The following is a 19,127-nucleotide window of genomic DNA, read 5'->3' as shown; positions in this document are numbered from 1 at the left end:
GATTACTCCATCACCAGCCCTACTGTTCCAGTTGACGCATCGTTTCATCGAGCGTGTACTGCAAGTAGTCGTCCATGTCGTGTTCCAGCACGCCGAGAACCATTTCGATCGCGTCGTCTCCGCTCAGGAAACTGATCGCGCGAACGGCTTCCAAGCGAACCGTCGGATGCTCATCGTGAACGGCTTTTGCGAATCGATCGGCGTGATCGGGGATCGCGTGCATCATGTGCGACGTCAGCCGGACACATGCCGCACGGGCACGATCGTTCTCCGAAGCCGACAGCTTGTCCAGCAAATCGGTCCGCACCTGATTGTGCGTTTGGTACATCCACAGGGCTTCCATTTGCTGATGTTCGACGTTGGGATCCGATGCGTCCAAACCGGCCACCCAAGCGTCGAGCGCTTTCAACACCGGTTCGCTGTCGCGTGCGGCCAATTCACGACGTGCCCGATAACGCGTTCGGTCTTCGGGTGATTTCAGCAATTCCAGCAACTGGGGAATCGTCGCACCATCGATCTTGGCGGGTTCCAGCAACGGGCGTTCCTTGTGCGTGACACGCCAGATGCGACCGTGGGAATGATCGCGACTGGGATCTCGCAGGTTGTGTTGCAAGTGACCGATCAAGGCGTTGTGCCAGTCGACGATGTACAGCGAGCCGTCCGGGGCGAACTGAAGATCGACCGGGCGGAAATTGCCGTCGCGACACGAGAGCAACATCTCGACTTCCTCGCCGACGAACCCGCTGCCGTTCTCGGCGGGCATGATCTTGTGATTCAGAATCGCCCGTTCACCGATCACGTTGGTGACCAGGAAGTTGCCTTGCATGTCATCGGGAAAATGGCGACTGGAGACGATCGCACATCCGGCCAACGGTCGAATCCGCTTGGGATAGAACGTCGGGAACTTGTAACTGGGGTCTCCGCCGGCCATCGACGCGACACGACGGTGTTGGCTTCCGCCGGGATGCTTGTTGGGGAACTCCACATGCCCGGTGATCGGTGCGGCCCAGTAGGCATTTCCAGGCGATGCATCACCGATGAAGTCTTGTCCCCATTTGTCGTAGCAGTAACCCCAGGGATTGGCGAACGCGAACGAGGCGTGAACGTCCAGGCGTTCGGTTCGTGGATTGTATTTCCAAATCCCGGCCTCGGCCAAACGACGCACGCCGTAAGGTGATTCGACGGCCGAGAATTTGAACGTGCCTTCTTCGAAGTACAGGTTGCCGCCGGGTCCCCATTCGAACGCCGCGATGCCGTGGTGCGAGTCGGCCGAATCGAAACCGATCAATTGTCGCGTCACCTCGTCGGCTTTGTCATCACCGTCGGTGTCTTTGATAAACCAGATGTCGGGCTGGCGAGACACATAGGCACCGCCGTGACCGAGTTCGAATCCGGTCGGTTGATGCAACCCTTCGGCAAAGACTTTGCAAACATCGGCGGCATGGTCGCCGTCGTTGTCTTCAAAGATCAACAGTTTGTCGTTCATCGGAGACTTGGGTTTCCAGTGCGGATACGACTTCATCGTCGCGACCCACAATCGTCCCTTGCTGTCGAAATTCAGCGCGACCGGGTTGGACAATTCGGGAAATTGCTCTTCCGATGCGACCAACTGGATTTCATACCCGTCGGCCAAATCGAACAATTTGATTTGTTCGGCGGCGGGCAGGTATTCCAACGATCCGAGTTTCCCAGCTTTGGCGTTCCTGTCGTTCGGCGTGCCGACGTTGGTGGTCGGGTTGAGGAACGGCAACGTTTTCGAATCATCGATGGTTTCCGGAACCGGCTTGCCGGCGGCCACCGCCCAAATGCGGGCATCGCGAATCGCCGTCATCTCGTCCAGGATTGCCCGTTCGCGTTCCATCACGATGCGGTTGTTGTACTTGCGGTCTCCGTCTTGTCCCGCCAAGCCACGATCACCGTAAATGGAAAATCCATTGACGGCACGATAGCGGTGAAACCAATGAAAGTTCTTGTCGTCGATTTCGTTTTTCAGATCCGGATTGATCGCCGCGGCAAGCTTGTTGCCAAACAACGCCTGATCCAAGATCGGCGCCAACCGTTCGTATCCGACGTCGTTCAAGTGAAACCCATTGATCGTCAAACGCTGGGGTGATTTCTCGAACAGCGCCCGGGTCGGCGTGAATAAATCGACGAAGACGACGTCGGTTTGCGACGCAACGTCCGACATCGCTTCGGTATACAGTGCCAAGTTTTTATTTTGTTCTTTGCCGTCGGAAAGATTCGGATCGTCCGATCCTTCGAATGCGATCGGCGACACCAAGACGACTTGCGGGCGTCCCTTGCCGTAGTCCGCCGTCTTTGTCTCCGTGACCAACCTGGTCAGGTCGGACTTGTATTTTTTAAGACCTTTTTCGCCGGCAAACGACTCGTTGTATCCGAAGAAATACATCACCACCGAAGCCTGGCTGTGCGTCAGGTGGCTGGTCGGATCGCCGAAGTTTTTCGAACGAATTCGCGTGTAGGGTTCGTCACCGGGAAAACACTGATTTCGCACCACCAATTCCAGCTCGGGAAAGCGGGTGTGCAACAGCGTTTCCCATTCATTTTGAACCTGCATCCGCTCACCGAGAGCGTTGCCGACCAAACAGATGTGGTCGCCTTTTTGCAGTTTCAGATCAGCGGCGAAGGTGAAGTTGGAAAGCAGCAGACAGGCCAGCGCCGCCGAAGCAGCCAGGCAGATATTCCGGGAAAGTGATTTCATTGTCGGTAGGGTCCGTCGGATGATGGAGATCTATCGGTGGGATTGAAAAGCGGGGCGCCACATCCGGTCGGGATGCAACACCGTTTGAGTTTTCTATCCAGCTTTTGTAGGTGGGAGTCTCGACGTCGGCCAAGCCATGGCTGACCGAACGCCGACATGCACAGCAGGGGCTGCACAAGAGCCTGGGCTGCGATACAGCCTGGGCTGCACGAGAGCCTGGACTGTGCAACCGACACAGCACGGTGACGGACACAGTGCGGTGACAGACCCATTCAAACTGGATCAAGCACGCGGGGGCGGGGAGACGCCGGTGACACCGCTGGGTCAAACAGGCGTTGACCGGTCGTGAGTTCAACCTGCATGCTCTCCGCTGAATTCTTGCCGCACTATTATGCACCGTCGACCCTCAAGACGGTAGCGAAGAATCGTCGGTTGCGCGGAGTATCCCGCATTCTCACACCGGTTTAATGAGATTCCGTCGCGTTTTGTGACACCCGGGAGAACGACGGCCGGCGTCGATGACGCAAACTCATTTCCCGGCGACGCAAATTGCTCTGCAATCGCAACGCCCACCGGCTCCGGCGGTCCAGCTCACACCAGACTCCGATAGCCTGAAACCAGGATCTCGATCGCCCGATCGATCTGCTCGGACGTGTTGAATTTCCCGATTCCGAACCGGACGCTCCGCCGAGCTTCACTTTCGCTCAACCCCAATCCCGTCAACACGTGGCTGGGTTTGGCGTCGACGCTGCTGCAGGCCGACCCGCTGCTGAACGCGACGTCGCTGCAAGCGGCCATCCACGATTCGCCTTCGATCCCCGGCAGCTTGCAATTCAGATTGCCCTCCATTCGCATCGACGAGTCGAGCGGCGGTCCATTCAGACAGATGCCTTCGATGCCCTGTCGCAATCCGTCCCAAAGTTGGCCGCGCAAGTCACCGACCCGCCGGGCGACCTGCGCCGATTCCGCGACGGCCAGATCGAGCGCGGTGGCCAGCGCGATGACGTTCGCCGGAGACATCGTGCCGCTGCGCACATTTCGTTGTTGACCACCGCCGACGATCATCGGTTTTAATCGCACGCGACGTCCGGGAATCCCGCCGGCCATCGTCAGCATGCCGACACCCTTGGGTCCGTAAAACTTGTGGGCCGACGCGCTGATCAGATCCACATCGACGCGTTGCAAATCAACCGCGATCCGCCCGACCGCCTGGGTCGCATCGCTGTGGACGAGTGCGCCGGCTTGATGAGCGATGGCGGCGATCTGCGACATCGGTTGGATCACGCCGATTTCGTTATTCGCCCAATGCACCGTAACGAGTGCGGTGTCATCGTCCATCGCTGCGGCCAGTTGCTCCAGATCGATCTGTCCGGCCAGCGGGTGATCGAAGCGATGGACCGGAACACGCGTGACCCGAAAACCGTCCTTTTCCAGTCTGGCGACGACATCTAAAACGGCGGGATGCTCGATCGTGCTGGTGACCACATGACGCCTTCGCTGTCGCGGGTGGCGGCAGATCCCATCGATCGCCAAGTTATTGCTCTCGGTCGCCCCACTGGTGATCAGTACCGAATCGGCGGCGACGCCAAGATGCGAGGCGATCATCGCCACCGCGGCATCCATCGCTGACTTAGCCTCTCGCCCCATCTCGTGAGACGTGCTGTGTGGATTGCCGAAATGCTCGACCAGCCACGGCATCATCTGTTGGGCGACACGTGGATCACACGGCGTCGTCGCGTGATTGTCCAAATAAATCATCGACCCTCCAAAGTGGCGTACGCTTCCAGCTTGCGATCAAGTGGCCTGCGCCGCAACACCACATACTTTAACTCCAATCGGCGTGTTACTTGTTAGCGGCAGGGCGCGAGCCCTCCGGTCTTGGACGGTGTTTTCAAGCTGAAACCGGACGGCTCGCGCCGTTCCGCTAACACCCTCAGCGCCACAGTTAGCGGCAGGGCGCGAGCCCTCCGGTCTGTCAGCGTGTTTTCAAACTGGAACCGGACGGCTCGCGCCGTTCCGCTAACACCCTCAGCGCCACAGTAAGCGGCAGGGCGCGAGCCCTCCGGTCTGTCAGCGTGTTTTCAAACTGAAACCGGACGGCTCGCGCCGTTCCGCTATCACCCTCAGCGCCACAGTTAGCGGCAGGGCGCGAGCCCTCCGGTCTGTCAGCGTGTTTTCAAACTGAAACCGGACGGCTCGCGGCCTGTCGGTTTAGTGTATCCACAAAACGAGGGGAGGTGGCTTAGTAGGCATCGTCACGATGTTTGCTATTCTTGGCGGATCGTCGTCGCGATTCACTTCTCACGCAGGGAGGCTTGCCCAGTGAGCCAGAGACAACCCAAGACCAGCTATTGGCAGGAAGCTCCTACACCACGCGGGCAACTGGTCCTCATTCCCACCGCCCTGGAGGAACTCATCCCTCAGGATCATCCCGTTCGCTTGGTCGACGAGATTCTCGATCAGATGGACTGGACTGATTGGGAGGCGGCCTACAACGGCGGATTCGGTCAGCCGCCGATCCATCCCAGCGTAATGGCAAAGATCCTGCTGTTTGCCATGATTCGGCGAATCCGATCCAGCCGGAACATTGAATACGAACTCAAGCATTCGATCGATTTTATCTGGCTTAGCAGCGGTCGCCGCATCGATCACAGCACGATCAGCGACTTCCGCCGAAACAATAGTGATGCAGTCAAAGGCATCTTCAAACAAATGGTCAAGCTGGCGATCAACCTGGGGATCGCCAATCTCTCGGAACTGTGCATCGACGGCACACGCATCCTGGCTGACGCCAACAAATACAAGACTTGGACGGCCAAACGATTAGCCAAAGCACTCGAAGAACTTGACGCGCAAATTGATGAGGCCCTGGAAACCTTCGAAGTCAACGACGCATGCGACGCAGATCTCATCGGCCAGGACGTTTCGGCGGACCGCCTCCCCGCCGCCGTCGCCAACTTGAAGTCACGCCGCTCACAACTGGCCGCTCATCTGGAGACGGTCAATGCGATGGACGAAGTCCGCAGGAAAAATGGGACGAAGGGCCCCGCCCAGTTACCCAAGACTGACACGGACAGTCGCATTCTTCCCAATAAGGAGGGTGGTTACGCAGCCAACTTTACTCCGATGGCGACGACCGAAACGCAGAGCGGCCTGATCGTTGCGGCGGACGTCTTGATCGGCAACGTCGAACACCACGAATTTGCCACCATCGTCGACTGTGTGGCCAACGACTTTGGAATTGACATTAAGCGAGTCATGGCTGACTCGGCTTACACGACGGGCAAAAACCTCACTGCGGCTGAGGAAAAACAGATCGAACTGATTGGCCCGCTTGCCGAAACCAATCGCGAGAACAACCCTGCCGAGCGTTCGGATTTGACTGAGCCCGTTGCCGCCGATCAGATTGATCAGTTGCCGGTTAATCCACAAACCAAACGATTTGACAAAGCAGCGTTTGTGTACGACGAAGCGAACGACTGCTATTACTGCCCGGCAGGCAAAGTGCTTTCACATCGGACGACCGAGAACACGACGCATGGCGACGGCTCTCCGGTGCAGCGAAAGGTTTACACCTGTTTTGAATGCGAGGGCTGCACGCTGGCTGGGCGTTGTCGCAAGAACGTGAAGCCAAAAGACGAGGCAAGCAGCAGCGAGGCATCGTCCCAGGAGTCCAGCGAAGCGACCTCGTCGGACAAGCGAGCGGGCAAGCGACGTGGTCGCAAGCCTGGCCCGCCACGTGGTCGCGAGACGATGCATGATGAGCATGAAGGAGCGCGACGTCGGCAGCGTGCGCGAATGGAAACGCCTGCAGCCAAAGAGGCTTACTCTCGTCGTCAGCATTTCGGTGAAACGCCTTTCGCCGTGATCAAGAGCACGCTTGATATGCGGCGATTCCTGCTTCGAGGTATCGCAGGTGTGAATCAAGAATGGCGCTGGGCGGCGACCGGATTCAATCTGAAGAAAATCATGAGTTACTTGGCGAAGCTGCGCGCCGCCGCGGCGACACAATCGCTCGGAACAGCAAACTAGGGGAGATAGGGGGCATTTCGAACGAAATCCGCCACAAGCGAACGCCACGATCCCGTCAACACGCTTACCAACGACTCTGGATGCCCCGCATAGCACCATAAAAGCCTCGTCCGGAACCAAAATCGAATCAACCGTCCCCAGGAACTAAATCGACAGGCCGCTCGCGCCGTTCCGCTAACACCTGTCGTGCCCCAACCTGCCAGGCAAGCAGGAAGCTTACCCCACTTGTCCATACAGCGCATCGAGTGCCAACTGGCTCCACGTCTCCAGTCGCTCGTGTTGCTCGCGCAATTCATCGATGGAGACGAAGCCGCCTTCGGCCAACTCGACTTCGTTGCTGGCGACCTGCGGTGAATCGAGCACAAACCGATGCACCACGCCCAAATGAACCTGTCCGACTTCGTTGGACGGATCGTAAATCAAACCCTCGCGGGTTTCGGTGTACTGGGCATCCAATTGAATTTCTTCAGCCAGTTCGCGTTGCATGCCGGTGGCGTAAGCGTCGTTGCCGTCGGCGGCGTCTTCGCGGCTGATGTGCCCACCGATTCCGATACTTCGTTTGGCGTGCAACCGTTCTTCGCCGCCACCGCCGCCGCGGGTGTAGGCAAACACATGGAGTCGGCCCGACTTGTCGGTCCATTCCAAGACGACGTAGGGGATCAATTGTTTGAAACTGGGATCGACTTCCATCGCCGAGCGTGGCCGATAGGACAATTGGTCACTCTGCAGGATCGGTCCGAGGAATCGATCGATGTCGGATTCGAATCCGTCGATCACACCGATCTCGTCGATGACCGATGCGGGAATGACCAGGACGTGTTCTTCGTGGGTGGACATGAATGCTTGGGCAGGGCGGGAAATCAATAACAACGAGCGGTTTAGTTGGAACCGCCCGATCGTAACATGCCCGATCCGATTGGTGTACCGATGCCGGCCGCCGGGCGACCGGTCAGCGGGTGGGGATCGCCAGGCACAAGACGTGACGGTCGCCGCGGACGAGCATTCGATTGCCGACGACGATCGGTGCCGCCCAGCAGGGGGTCCGAATCTGGTCGCTGAAATCATATTCCGCCAAGATCTCCAGCTTCTCGGGATTGGGACGCACGATTTCGATCCGCCCGTATTCGTCCAACACGACCAGGTGCTCGCCGACGCGGGTGACCGACGTTCGCATCCCCCGATCGTCGCTCCACTGCACCTTGCCGCTGGCCAGTTCGACGCAACGAAAATCGCTGTCCGGATTGTTTCGCCCGCTGCAGCCATACAGGAAACCGTCCACCAAGATCGGCGTCGACCAGTGGCAACGCATCGCCTGGGCGCGACGATTTCGGGGCGGATCCAACCAGAGCGTGGTCGGCTGCAGCAACGACACCTCCAACAGCTGGCTGCCCACCTGATAACACTCGCTGATGAACACGCGATCGCCGTCCACGACCGGCATCATCGCGTTGACACTTTCCAGCATGTCCGCTCGGTGCGGCACCTTCCACAGCACCTTGCCGAGTGCAGGGTCGACGGCCAACAGATGATTGCGGGCGTACAACAGCACCACCGTTTGATCACCGATCTTCATCGTGCGAGGGCTGCTGTAGCTGGCCAAGTCACCACCGCATTTCCAAACCTCCTCTCCGCTGGCCAAATCAAACGCGACCAGCGCCGATCCGTTGGGGATCACCCGATCGAGTCGCCCCGGCGCGATCTGTTGATCTTCCGGGGGGCTGCCACCGACGGGAACGATCACCATCGAATCCAACAGCAACGGCGACGATCCGACGCCGAAGAAATTTTGGACCACGCCGTAGGCTTTGTTTGTCGAGACGCTCCATTTCAACGTTCCGTCGGCGAGATCACGACAGCACAATTCGCCGTCACAGCCGAACGTGATGATCGATTTGCCGTCGCTGGTCGGCGTCCCTCGCGGACCGGTTTCATAACCATACAGGTCTCGGTACTCCAGCGGACGCTCGACCGACCAGATCAAACGGGCATCGTTCAGATCAAACGCCCGCAACCGCTCGACCGTCTGCCGCCCGCCGGACGACTGATCGCTGCGTACGGCGTCGGCGTGGTAGTAGCGTCCGTCGACGACGCAGCCGAGCCCATAGCCATCGCCGACGGGCAGCCGCCAGGCGATCTCCGGCGTCTTGCTCCAATCGAATGCCTTGCCGGATACCTCAGCGACGCCGTCGAAGTGTTTCCCCAACAGACGCGGCCAGTCGGAACCTTCCAGCTCCATCGGCGGGATCGCCGCAGTCGCATCCGGCGTCTCGCCGACGACCTTCGTCGTCGATGGCTGATCGCACGACGCAAAACTACAAAAACAGAACAGCAGCGGAATGGAGGAAAGGATTCGGAACACAGGCTTCATGGGGTTCAATTTCGATCGGTTCGTCGGTTTGATAAACCACCAGTCTAGCAACGAGCGGAAACCAAGTGGGATGGGCTTCCAGCCAGGTCCGCGTCGCAAGCTGGACGCCTTTCCCACGATCATGGTCCGCCCCATCAAGCGCCGATCAGCCCTCCGCCGTCAGCCCTCCGCCGTCAGCCCTCCGCCGTCAGCCTTTCGCCACAGCGGTAGCAGTAGACGGCTTCGCCATGGTGTTCGGCGGACGTGCAGCGTGGACACTTCGTTTCGCCGGCGGGTTCTGCGGACTTTTTGGACGTCAGCTCAGCGGTGACAAACCCGCTGGGCACGATGATCAGGCTGTAACCGAGCAGAATCAGCGTGGCGGAGATGAACTTTCCGATCGTGGTCTTGGGGACGATGTCGCCATAGCCGACCGTCGTCATCGTCACGATGGCCCAGTACATCGCCTGGGGAATGGAATCGAACTGGCTGGCGATGAACTCCGAATCGTCCGCCGGTGATTCTCCCCGCGTCATCCGCGGAATCACGTTTTCGACGAAGTACATCAACGTGCCGCTGATGGTCACGGCGACCAAGACGACGATTAGGAACACGATGATCTTGTGCCGAGCCTTCCAAATCGCCTGTGACAACTCTTCGGCATCGTCCATCATCCGCCACAGCTTCAGCACGCGGAACGCCCGCAGCAGACGAATGCTGCGGAGGATGACGAAGGAGTTGGCGTCGCTCTCGACGAAAAAGAACCCGATGTAGGTCGGCAAGATACTGAGCAGATCGATCACACCCCAGAAACTGACGGCGTACCGCAGCGGGTGTCGGGCGCAGGCCAGCCGCGCGGTGTACTCGATCGTGAACAGGACGGTCAAGAACCATTCGAACCGCCCCAGGATCAGCCAGTTTCGCTCGGCGACCGAGGGGATTGTTTCGACCGCCACCACCGTGACGCTCAACAAAATCGCCAGCAACAGCGCGACGTCGAACACCCAACCGGCCGGCGTGTCCGATTCAAAGATGACGTCGTGCATGGTCACGCGCCAGGGCGGACCATCGGGACGTTGCTCGGCTTTTGATCGGCGTCGGCTCATCGGTTACCTGTCGCTGCCTGCGACGGGCGATTGGATGCGACGCGGTGCAGTGACCGCAGCGCCGGCCGATCGCACCGGGTTGGCCCCCTGGTCCGACATCACGGCACTGGCCGGCATCACGCCGGGTGTCGACACCCTACCGGGGGTCTGACCGGCCAGTGACGGGGCGGTCAGCGGAACATCGATGAACGGCGTGCTGCCTTCGCCGGTCGCGTTGCGATACGTCGCTGCGATTGCGTTGACGCGGTCTTGCAACGAACCGCTGGGCAGTGTGGTTGTTCCGTCAGGCGATGCGGAATGACGCCGAATCGTTGTGGTCACCAGACCGCTGGGACGGGTCGCATGTTGCGCGATCGCATCTTGGTGCCCGCGGTACTGGGGCGACAGATAACTGTTGGCTACGCCGGACTCGTGGTTGGGTTTACGACCGGGCAGAATGACCTTGGTCGGACTACCCTGCACGATCTTGCCTTCGGTGGTTTGGAAGGTGGGAACCAGCGAGACCCGCTTTTCTTCTCCGCCGGCGGCGTCCCACGGAATCCAGATACTGTAGCTGGCGCCGAAATCACTTTGGCTGAAATGCTTGGTGAATTGTTCCGGCGTGAACTTAAACGGCTTGACCTGAGCGTCTTTGCCGTCGGCGCCGATTTCGAAACCGTGCACCGTCAGGGTGCCTTCGACCGGAACCGCTTTCGTCTTTTCATCAAAGAAGAACAAGCGTCCGCCGAAACCACGCGTCGGCGTCTTGCCGGTTTGGACCAGCACATCGGGCGACCAGGTCGTCGCCATCTTGACCGGACCGGGATAGGGAGTCGGCGGCTCGTCCTGGCTCTTGGACCAGGGAGCCTTCTTCATCCAACCCGGCGTTTCGAAAAAGTTGGCGAGTTTGGAATCGCCCCGAGTCGCCGGGCTGGTGCATCCGCCGGCGACGAGCGACCCGGCAGCGAGAACGGCGACGGCCAATGCTTTGGTGCTGCGTGCTGTGTGTGACATATCGATTCAGATCGTTCGTGAAGGATCGGGTGGAGAGTGAGTGGTGGATCAACGCAGCGGGCGAGGCTTTCCGCCTGTCGGTTCAGGTTCGACAGGCTGGAAACCTCTCCCACTCTCGTTGCGCTAATGGCGATCGCCTACTGGCTGATCTGGTTGACCCAACCGGCCGGCAGCGTCTGGTCGGCTTCGCTGCCGATCATGCCGGCGGGCATCTGGAACGACGACTGATTCACGTCGGGCCGCGGTGCAGGCAGTGAATCGCTGCGGTTGGCCGGTGCCAGGTTTTCGGTTCCGAAGGTCGGATTCAGAATCGATTCGCCGGCGGGCTGACCGATGACGGGCTTGTTCTGGTCGGTGATGACACCCGGGGGCAGTTCGCCGACGACGACTTCTCCATCGATCGTCGGGTGCACGTCGGGATAGATCGTCGGTCCGATCGCCGGCCCCCACAATCCGTAGCCGCCGCTCAAGCCCACGTCGCCGTGAGCTTCCACCACGTCGGCCAAGCACCAACTCATCCGGCTCGACTCGGTTTGCTTGATGTACTCCAAGTCCTGTTCGCCGGTGACCAGCATCGGCGTCAACACGATCAACGTCTCTCGGCGTTCTTCGGTCTCAAAGTCGTACTTGAATAGGTTGCCCAAGATCGGAATGTTGGACAGGTAAGGGAGACGGCGGCTCCTGTTGGCGCGAAGCTTTTGAATCAGTCCTCCCATGATCACCGTTTGGCCGCTCATGGTCGACAGCGTGACTTGAGCCGTGGTGTCGACAATGTCGTCGATCACAACGGTACCTCCGTCGCCGTCCGGGACGGTCGTCCCGTTGGCGGTATCACGATCGGACCGAGTGATGTTGACTTCCATCAAGATCGTTCCGTCGCTTCCGACACGCGGTCGAATGTTCAGAATCAGACCGACGGTGATGTCTTCGATGTTCTGCGTCACCGTGTTGTTGGTCACCGTGCTGCCACGGAATCGGGCGATCTGTCGTCCGACGTTGATCAGCGATTCCGTGTTGTCGGCCGTCATCAACTGCGGGCGGCTGAGAATCTGTGCCCGACCGGCGTCTTGCAAGGTGCGGAACAACAGACTGACCGACTCGCTGGCGGCGTTGAGCACGAATCCGCCGTAGCCGATCGCCGGGTTGCTTTGGCCAAGCCCGAACGTCGAGACGGTGCTGGCGGCCAGACTATTCTGATTCAAATCATTCACGTTCTGCACACCTGCATTATTGAAGTTAAAGCCAGGCGTTCCAGCCGCCACACTGCCCGGAACATCCACAACAGCTTGACCACGGCTGAACGCCAGCGAGTCCTGCAACCCGAGTTCGGTGCCGATCTCAAACGAATCTTCCAAGGACACCTCGGCCAACAAGACCTTGATCAGCACCATCGGGCGGCGACGGTCCAGTCGCTCGATCAACAATCGAACCTCTTCGTACAGTCGCGGTGAGACGCTCAACAGGATGCTGTTGAAGTTCTCTTCGGCGATCGCCACGATGTCGCGATCGAGAAGATCGTACGGGCCGAGGCCTTGTTGGTATTGCTGGATCGTGGTTTGTGATTGTTGACGTTCGTTGACATAGTTGGTGATCGCCGCGGCGACCAACGTCGCTTCGTTGTTCTTCAGCCAGATCACTTCGGTGATCCGCTCGGCGAACCCTTCGCTGTCCAATCGCAGCAAGATGCTTTCGACGACTTCCAAGTCCGACGACGATCCGCTGGCCACGATGCTGTTGGTGCGGATGTCGGTCGAGAAACGTAGCGGCACAAGCGAGCTGTCGGCAGACGCGGTGGCCGAAGGCAATCCGGCGGCGTTTGCACCACCGACGCTGGTTCCACTGGTGGCTGCGTCGGACCCGAACAGGGTCTCCAACGAGGCGGCCAACTGAGCCGCGTCACCGTTTTCGATCGTGAACACCTTCACCAGCGAGTCGATGCCGGGGGCTTTGTCCAATTGACGGATCAGTTCCGCGATCAACGGCATACTCGAGGAAGGGGCGCGAACGACGATTGAATTCGAATTTGTTTCCGCGGTGATCGTGGCTCCGGCCAAGATGCCGGATTCCACCATCCGTCGCTCGTCGCTATCGACCGTCAGAATCGAGAGCGAGGTCGACGGGGCGGTGGCGTCGCCGGCGGTGGCGACTTCGCCGGCCGCAAAGGCGTCTTGAAGCGTGGTGGCCAAGTCTTCGGCAACGGCGTTGTTGAGCTGGAAGACTCGCAACTCACTGGTCGCCGGAGTCTTTTCGACATCGAGTTCATTGATCAACCGAGTCACCTCGGTCATGTCACGCGGCGCGGCACTGACGATCAGCGAATTGGTTCGATAGTCGGCCGAGATTCGAACACGCGGTCCCAAGCCGTTGCGAACGTCTTCTTCGATCCCGGGACGGTTGCTGAAGAAGGTCAAAATCGCATCTTGGGCATCCACGGCCGAGGCGTTCTGAAGCCGGAACACACGCAGGCGGCTGGCTTCTTCCACGGGCTGGTCGATCTTCTTGATCAAGTCTTCCAGCGACGCGATCGCTTCGGCGCGACCGATCAACAACAATGCATTGGGGCTGTCCAGCGAAGTGATGCTGACGTCGCCTTGGCGCGTCGACAACACGTCGTCGTAAAGCTGCGTGAGCAACTCGGCCACCGCGTTGGCATCGGCATGCTGAAGGGCAACGACCTTCGAATCGGGTTGGGTCAGTTGGGCTTTGGATTCGATCTCCTTGATCAATTCCATCACGCGTTGAACGTCTCGGGTCGCACCCTTGACGATGATCTGACCCAGTTCGGGTACGTATTCGATTTGCACATCACCCAGCGGACCGGCCCCTTCGACGGCGGCTTCAACGTCGGCGGGCAATCCGCCCTGGTCACCCGCACCCGGTGCACTGCCCTGATCGGCTTGCATCACTGCGTTGCGAAACACACCGGGGTTGGAAGGGGACATCCCATCGCCGCGGAGTGCGCGGAGCAATCGCATGGTGCGTTGCACCGGTGCCATGTCGGCTTGTTGCAATCGGTGCACCTGGGTGACGTCGTCGTAGCGATTGGGCACTCGGTCGAGGGCACGAATCATTTTTTCCCAACCGGGGATGGCGGGATCGGGTGCCCGGACGGTGACTTGGTTTTGCCGGCGGTCGACTTCGACCAACGTCCCCTGCATCGGCGGCACGTTCATCTGGAACGTCACCTGGTTGCCGTTGTTGCGGGTCGTCATCGGAACATCTTGTCCGGCGGCCTGCTTCAAGTCGCGTTCGAATTCGCGCCAGGAGATGTTCTGCAGTCGCACGCTGACGGGGCTGGCGGTCACCGAGGATGCTTGGCGAACCGCGCCGGCGACGAGTGTTTTGACTTGCGATGCGATCACCGCCTGGGTCTTGGCCGGCGCCATGATCACCAATTGGCTGTTCGCCGGGTCGGGAGAAATCGTGACGCCCGGTAAATCTTGATACCGTAGACTGAGCGTCGTCGCGATCGCGTCGGCGTGGGCGGCCGGTACGGCCAGTTTGCGCAACTGCGGGGAATCGCCGATCGAAGTCGCCGGAGTCGTCGCGGCAACCGTCCGAACCATCGAGTTGGCAGCCCCGTGGGTCGCTCCCTGCACCGACCGCTGCACATACCGCTGGTAGGCTTCGGCGTCCATCGAGGGCATTCGGGATGGCGCGGTGCCGGTGACTCGTCCGGGTGGAGGAAGTTGTGGCGATTGGGCACAAGCGGTCGAAACAGCAATCGCCGCGACCAGCTTCAGACTCATCGCTCGCCTGAGACCGACGGCGACGGGGGTGACAACGGTTTTCAAACGGTGCACGGGCAACACCTTTAGGCGTACATAGGTCAACGGCAAACAGAACGGAACTCCAAGAGCGCTTCCTCCGCTCATCCCTGGTGATCGTCGTGCCCCTTGCATCCCCTACAGTCAAACTGACCGCGATACTGGTAGCGAATCCGTCTATCAGGCATGATTGCCACAACAAGTAACGACCCCAAAGCCTCGGCAAGCCTGGCAAACTATTCTGATCCGGAAAGACATTCACCCGGCATCAAAGCTCCCAATCGTCCCTTTTCACTGAACCATCCGGTCACGATGATCACCCTTGGCGGCCAAATCCTGCAGTCCCAGCCCGATGGGCATGCCACGATCCGACCGGGAGTCGTCGAGATTTCCGACGACCGAATCGTCGGCGTCGAATTCGCAAACGTGCCGAGCCGGGTCGACCACGGTGATCCCGACACGCTGATTTGCCCCGGATTCATCGACACCCACCTTCATCTGCCCCAATTTGACTCCATCGGTGTGGCCGGATTGCGTTTGTTGCCCTGGCTGCAGGAAGTGATTTTCCCCGCCGAACAACGTTGGAACGATCTCGATTTTGCTCAAACGATGATCGATCGGGTAGCGCGACAGTGCCTGGCAGTGGGAACCACGGGCGTTTGTGCCTACGCGACCGTGGCCCATGACGCCACGATGGCCGCTTTGAAAGCATTTCGTGAGATTGGATTTCGCGGCGTGGTCGGCCAAGTGATGATGGACCGGGACGCGCCGCCGGAACTTTTGCGTCCGCCGCAGCAGCTGGCCGACGAGGTCGCTCGCACGCTGGAACAGTTTCCGGCCGACCAGCGGATGGCGGCCGCCGTCACACCCCGCTTTGCACTCTCCTGTAGCGAGCGTCTGATGGAGCATGCCGGCAGACTGGCGGCATCGCACCGAGCCGTCATTCAAACCCATTTGGCGGAAACGCTCGCCGAATGCGACGCCGTTGCCCAGCGTTTTGGCGGCAGAGACTATCTTGACGTCTACGCCGCCGCCGGACTGGCGACGCGACGCAGCATTTTCGGCCATGGCATCTACCTCGATTCGGCGTCACAAACGCGTCTGGCACGGCAAGGCGGCACCATCGCCCATTGTCCGACGGCCAATTCCTTTCTCGGCAGCGGGCTGATGAATCGTCATTCCCACCTTTCGCATGGAATCACGTTGACACTCGGCAGCGACATCGGCGCCGGGTTTGAGCGGAGCATGGTTCGTGTCGGCCGCGCGATGATTGAAACGGCGGTCCGGGTTTCGATGAACGCGGGGCGTGGAGTCGATGATTCGGCGTGGATCCCGACCGCGGCCCAGGCTTGGCACCAAATCACCGCGGGCAATGCCGATGCCTTGGGTTGGACCGATGTCGGTCGCGTCGCCGTCGGTTGCTCCGCCGATTTGCTGGTCATTCGGCCCGACGTTCCCTGGCGAGACTCTCCCCAGCCGTTGTCGACGCTGATGTTTGCCTGGGACGACCGCTGGCTCGAGACCACGGTCCTGCGAGGTCGAATCCGATATGCTTCGGCATCCTCCAATGGATCCTCCGCACGATGATCTTGCACATCGACATGGACGCCTTTTATGCGTCGATCGAACAACGCGATCACCCGGAACTGACGGGTCAACCGGTGGTCGTCGGGGGCAGCAAGACGGGGCGCGGCGTGGTGGCGGCGGCCAGCTATGAAGCCCGCGAGTACGGCATCCACAGCGCGATGCCGGGCCGTCGTGCCGCCGAACTTTGCCCGCATGCGGTCTTCGTCCGCGGCCGGATGTCTCATTATGTCGACGTCGGTCGACAGGTTCGTGAGATCTTTGGGCGGTTCACACCGATCATCCAACCGTTGTCACTGGACGAAGCGTTTCTAGATGTTTCCGGCACCGAGCGTTTACATGGTGATGCCGAAACGATCGGGCGTCGGATCAAGGATGCGATTCACGACGAACTGCAACTGACCGCCAGCGTCGGCATCGCGCCACGAAAGTTCGTCGCCAAGATTGCCAGCGACCTGGATAAACCGAATGGGTTTGTTGTCGTCGGCGAGTCGGAATTGACGGCGTTCTTGGACCCGCTGCCGGTTGAGAAACTTTGGGGCGTCGGCTCCGTCGGACGGCATCGGCTGCATCGCTTGGGACTGAAGACGATTCGCGACATCCGCCGCTACGATCGCACGCTGTTAGTGTCCCATCTCGGTGATTGGGGAGACCATCTGTGGAAATTGGCCAACGGCATCGACGCCCGTGCCGTCGTGCCGGACCGCCACGCCAAACAAATCAGCCACGAGCGAACATTCTCAGACGACCAGACCGATGCCGAACTGCTGCACGCCGTGCTCTGTTTCCTGTGCGAACAGACGACGATGCGGTTGCGCACCAGTAAACAAAAGACGGCCACGATCACGCTGAAATACCGTCGAGAAGACTTCAAGACGTTCACAAAATCACGCAGCACCGGATCACCGACCGACCGGACGGGTGACGTGATTCAAATCGCCTCGGAATTGCTCGATCAAATGCGCCACAGCGAGCCGCGTGCGGTGCGGCTGCTGGGGGTGTCACTCGGATCGCTGGTCGCCTCGGACCGACCGGTGCAGCTTTCCTTGTTCGACGATCTCCAGCAACAGCAAGCCGAACGAAAGGTCGACCAAGTCGTCGATCAACTCTCGCAACAGCTGGGCGATAAAACGGTGTACCGTGCGGCCAGCCATCGCTGGCGAAACCGCCAATAAAAAAACGGCCGTCTTGCATCGGCAGAGACGGCCGTTTTGTGTTCGATGGTTCGACGTCAGGGTCAGACCAAGTTCTTTCGCACGGCCCAAACCGCTGCTTGCGTGCGGTCGGTCACGCCGATCTTACGCAGGATGTGCTGGACGTGTTCCTTGACCGTTTCGTAGCTGATGCCGAGCATCTTGGCGATTTCTTTATTGGTCAAGCCCTGGGCCATCTGACGAAGCACTTCGCTTTCGCGATGCGTCAACGGAACGTCCAATTCTTGGCTCAATCGCGGCGTCGCCAGGGCACCGGTGACGCGTCGCAATTCTTCGCGCGTCCATGCCGATTCACCGCTTGCGGCCGTGTTCAAAGCGTCGATCAATCGGTCACGCGGTGCCGATTTGAGCACGTAGCCGGCTGCCCCGAGGGCGACCGCACGGGCGATGTAGGTCGGATTGTCATAAGCCGAATAAAGAACGATCGGCAGATCGGGATGATCCAGTTTCAATCGTCCCAGCGTGTTCAGGCCATCGCCGCCGTCCATGCGAATGTCCATCAGCACACAATCCGGTACCGATCGCTCCACGGCCGCCAAAGCTTCTGCCGCGTTACAGGCTTCTTCGGCGACGACCAAATCGGTGCCTTCCAACATCGCCTTCAGGCCCATCCGAATGACCAAATGGTCGTCGACAACTAATAGATTCTTACTCATAGAATCTCCTTTCTGATTCCAGGGGTTTGGGTTCTCTCTACCCTGCGAACACTACCACTTACTTCAGTAGGGGGAATTCGATTCGCGGGACAAGAAATGTGAAATTACAAATGCTTGGGCGCTTTCGGTTGTTGTCCAACCACACCCCTTTCTCTTTTGCTGCTCGTCTCGCCCGCCCAAGGCTGGCGAACCGAACAACATCCTGACCACTCGGCATCCTGCCACATCGTCGTCCTGTGTCGTTCGTTCCTGCCGGAACGTTCGTCTACTAAAACAACAATGTCGACTTGCAGCCACTCACCGCCCCCACACCACCAGTTTGGAACTCGATCCGTCCTGGAGCGTGTTTTGCTACTAATTTCGAGTGGCTGGGAGTATGACCGATATTCGCACACAGAAATAGATACTGTCACTACGTCTGGACGGTCTTGTCACACCCCAAGGGGGAGCAAGTTGGCAAGAAATGTCACCGAAGTACTCAAAAATCGCCAAATGCCCACTCTTTTCTCGAAAACATGTCAATCTGGTGAATCAAAAAATCCGTGCTGGCGGGCCGCCGCCGGCTAAACCTGCCAAAAATGCTCACTGAGCGGCTCCATGACACCTCGCGAGAGGCCCCAATGGTTTGTTGCTACCTCATTCTACGGGTGTGACAACTGAATTTCCAATCGAAATCTCGTGTGATCGCGAGTTTTGCGGGTATTAC

11 protein-coding genes are annotated in these 19,127 nt (G+C 59.3%); 3 read left to right on the top strand and 8 right to left on the bottom strand.

The genetic code is table 11. The features are described 5' to 3' along the window. Positions 1-19: 19 nt before the first annotated feature. Together TBK1r_RS27095 and TBK1r_RS27090 are read right to left on the bottom strand one after the other, a co-directional pair. Positions 20-2,722 (bottom strand): PVC-type heme-binding CxxCH protein, encoded by a 2,703-nt coding sequence (locus tag TBK1r_RS27095; RefSeq protein ID WP_145217972.1) that lies wholly within the window; start codon positions 2,720-2,722, stop codon positions 20-22. Between the two features lie 591 nt (positions 2,723-3,313). Next, positions 3,314-4,480, bottom strand: coding sequence for a cysteine desulfurase family protein (locus TBK1r_RS27090; RefSeq protein ID WP_145217970.1), 1,167 nt, complete (start codon positions 4,478-4,480; stop codon positions 3,314-3,316). Positions 4,481-5,044: 564 nt separating this feature from the next. On the opposite strand from TBK1r_RS27090, the gene TBK1r_RS27085 reads away from it, so the two are divergent. Next, positions 5,045-6,754, top strand: a complete 1,710-nt coding sequence (locus TBK1r_RS27085; RefSeq protein ID WP_419580444.1) for an IS1182 family transposase — start codon at positions 5,045-5,047, stop codon at positions 6,752-6,754. Between the two features lie 216 nt (positions 6,755-6,970). Here the strand turns inward: TBK1r_RS27085 and TBK1r_RS27080 are convergent, their stop codons facing one another. From TBK1r_RS27080 to TBK1r_RS27060, 5 genes are all read right to left on the bottom strand, one after another. Beyond that, positions 6,971-7,591: a phosphoesterase gene (locus TBK1r_RS27080; RefSeq protein WP_145217966.1), complete on the bottom strand. Its 621-nt coding sequence runs from the start codon at positions 7,589-7,591 to the stop codon at positions 6,971-6,973. Between the two features lie 112 nt (positions 7,592-7,703). Continuing rightward, entirely contained in the window at positions 7,704-9,122 is a 1,419-nt protein-coding gene (locus tag TBK1r_RS27075) for a PQQ-binding-like beta-propeller repeat protein (protein WP_419580443.1), read from the bottom strand. A 173-nt stretch (positions 9,123-9,295) separates the two neighbouring features. Then, complete coding sequence (locus TBK1r_RS27070) at positions 9,296-10,207, bottom strand: ion transporter (RefSeq protein ID WP_145217964.1); 912 nt, start codon at positions 10,205-10,207, stop codon at positions 9,296-9,298. A 3-nt stretch (positions 10,208-10,210) separates the two neighbouring features. After that, positions 10,211-11,200: a hypothetical protein gene (locus TBK1r_RS27065; RefSeq protein ID WP_145217963.1), complete on the bottom strand. Its 990-nt coding sequence runs from the start codon at positions 11,198-11,200 to the stop codon at positions 10,211-10,213. A gap of 137 nt (positions 11,201-11,337) precedes the next feature. Next, the gene (locus tag TBK1r_RS27060; RefSeq protein WP_419580442.1) at positions 11,338-15,003 is read right to left on the bottom strand and encodes a secretin N-terminal domain-containing protein; all 3,666 of its coding nucleotides are present in this window, start codon (positions 15,001-15,003) and stop codon (positions 11,338-11,340) included. 150 nt (positions 15,004-15,153) lie between these two features. Here TBK1r_RS27060 and TBK1r_RS27055 point away from each other — a divergent pair, with 150 nt between their 5' ends. Continuing rightward, on the top strand, positions 15,154-16,554 hold the full coding sequence (locus tag TBK1r_RS27055) for an amidohydrolase family protein (protein WP_145217961.1): 1,401 nt from the start codon (positions 15,154-15,156) through the stop codon (positions 16,552-16,554). Then, the gene (gene dinB / locus TBK1r_RS27050; protein ID WP_145217959.1) at positions 16,551-17,726 is read left to right on the top strand and encodes a DNA polymerase IV; all 1,176 of its coding nucleotides are present in this window, start codon (positions 16,551-16,553) and stop codon (positions 17,724-17,726) included. The genes TBK1r_RS27055 and dinB overlap by 4 nt, the downstream gene beginning before the upstream one ends. 62 nt (positions 17,727-17,788) lie before the next feature. Here the strand turns inward: dinB and TBK1r_RS27045 are convergent, their stop codons facing one another. Continuing rightward, positions 17,789-18,421, bottom strand: coding sequence for a response regulator (locus TBK1r_RS27045; RefSeq protein ID WP_095741090.1), 633 nt, complete (start codon positions 18,419-18,421; stop codon positions 17,789-17,791). Positions 18,422-19,127: the final 706 nt, after the last annotated feature.

Origin of the sequence: Stieleria magnilauensis (assembly GCA_007753675.1) — a bacterium.
Taxonomy (GTDB): domain Bacteria; phylum Planctomycetota; class Planctomycetia; order Pirellulales; family Pirellulaceae; genus Stieleria; species Stieleria magnilauensis.
This window is presented reverse-complemented; position numbering and strand designations above follow the sequence as displayed.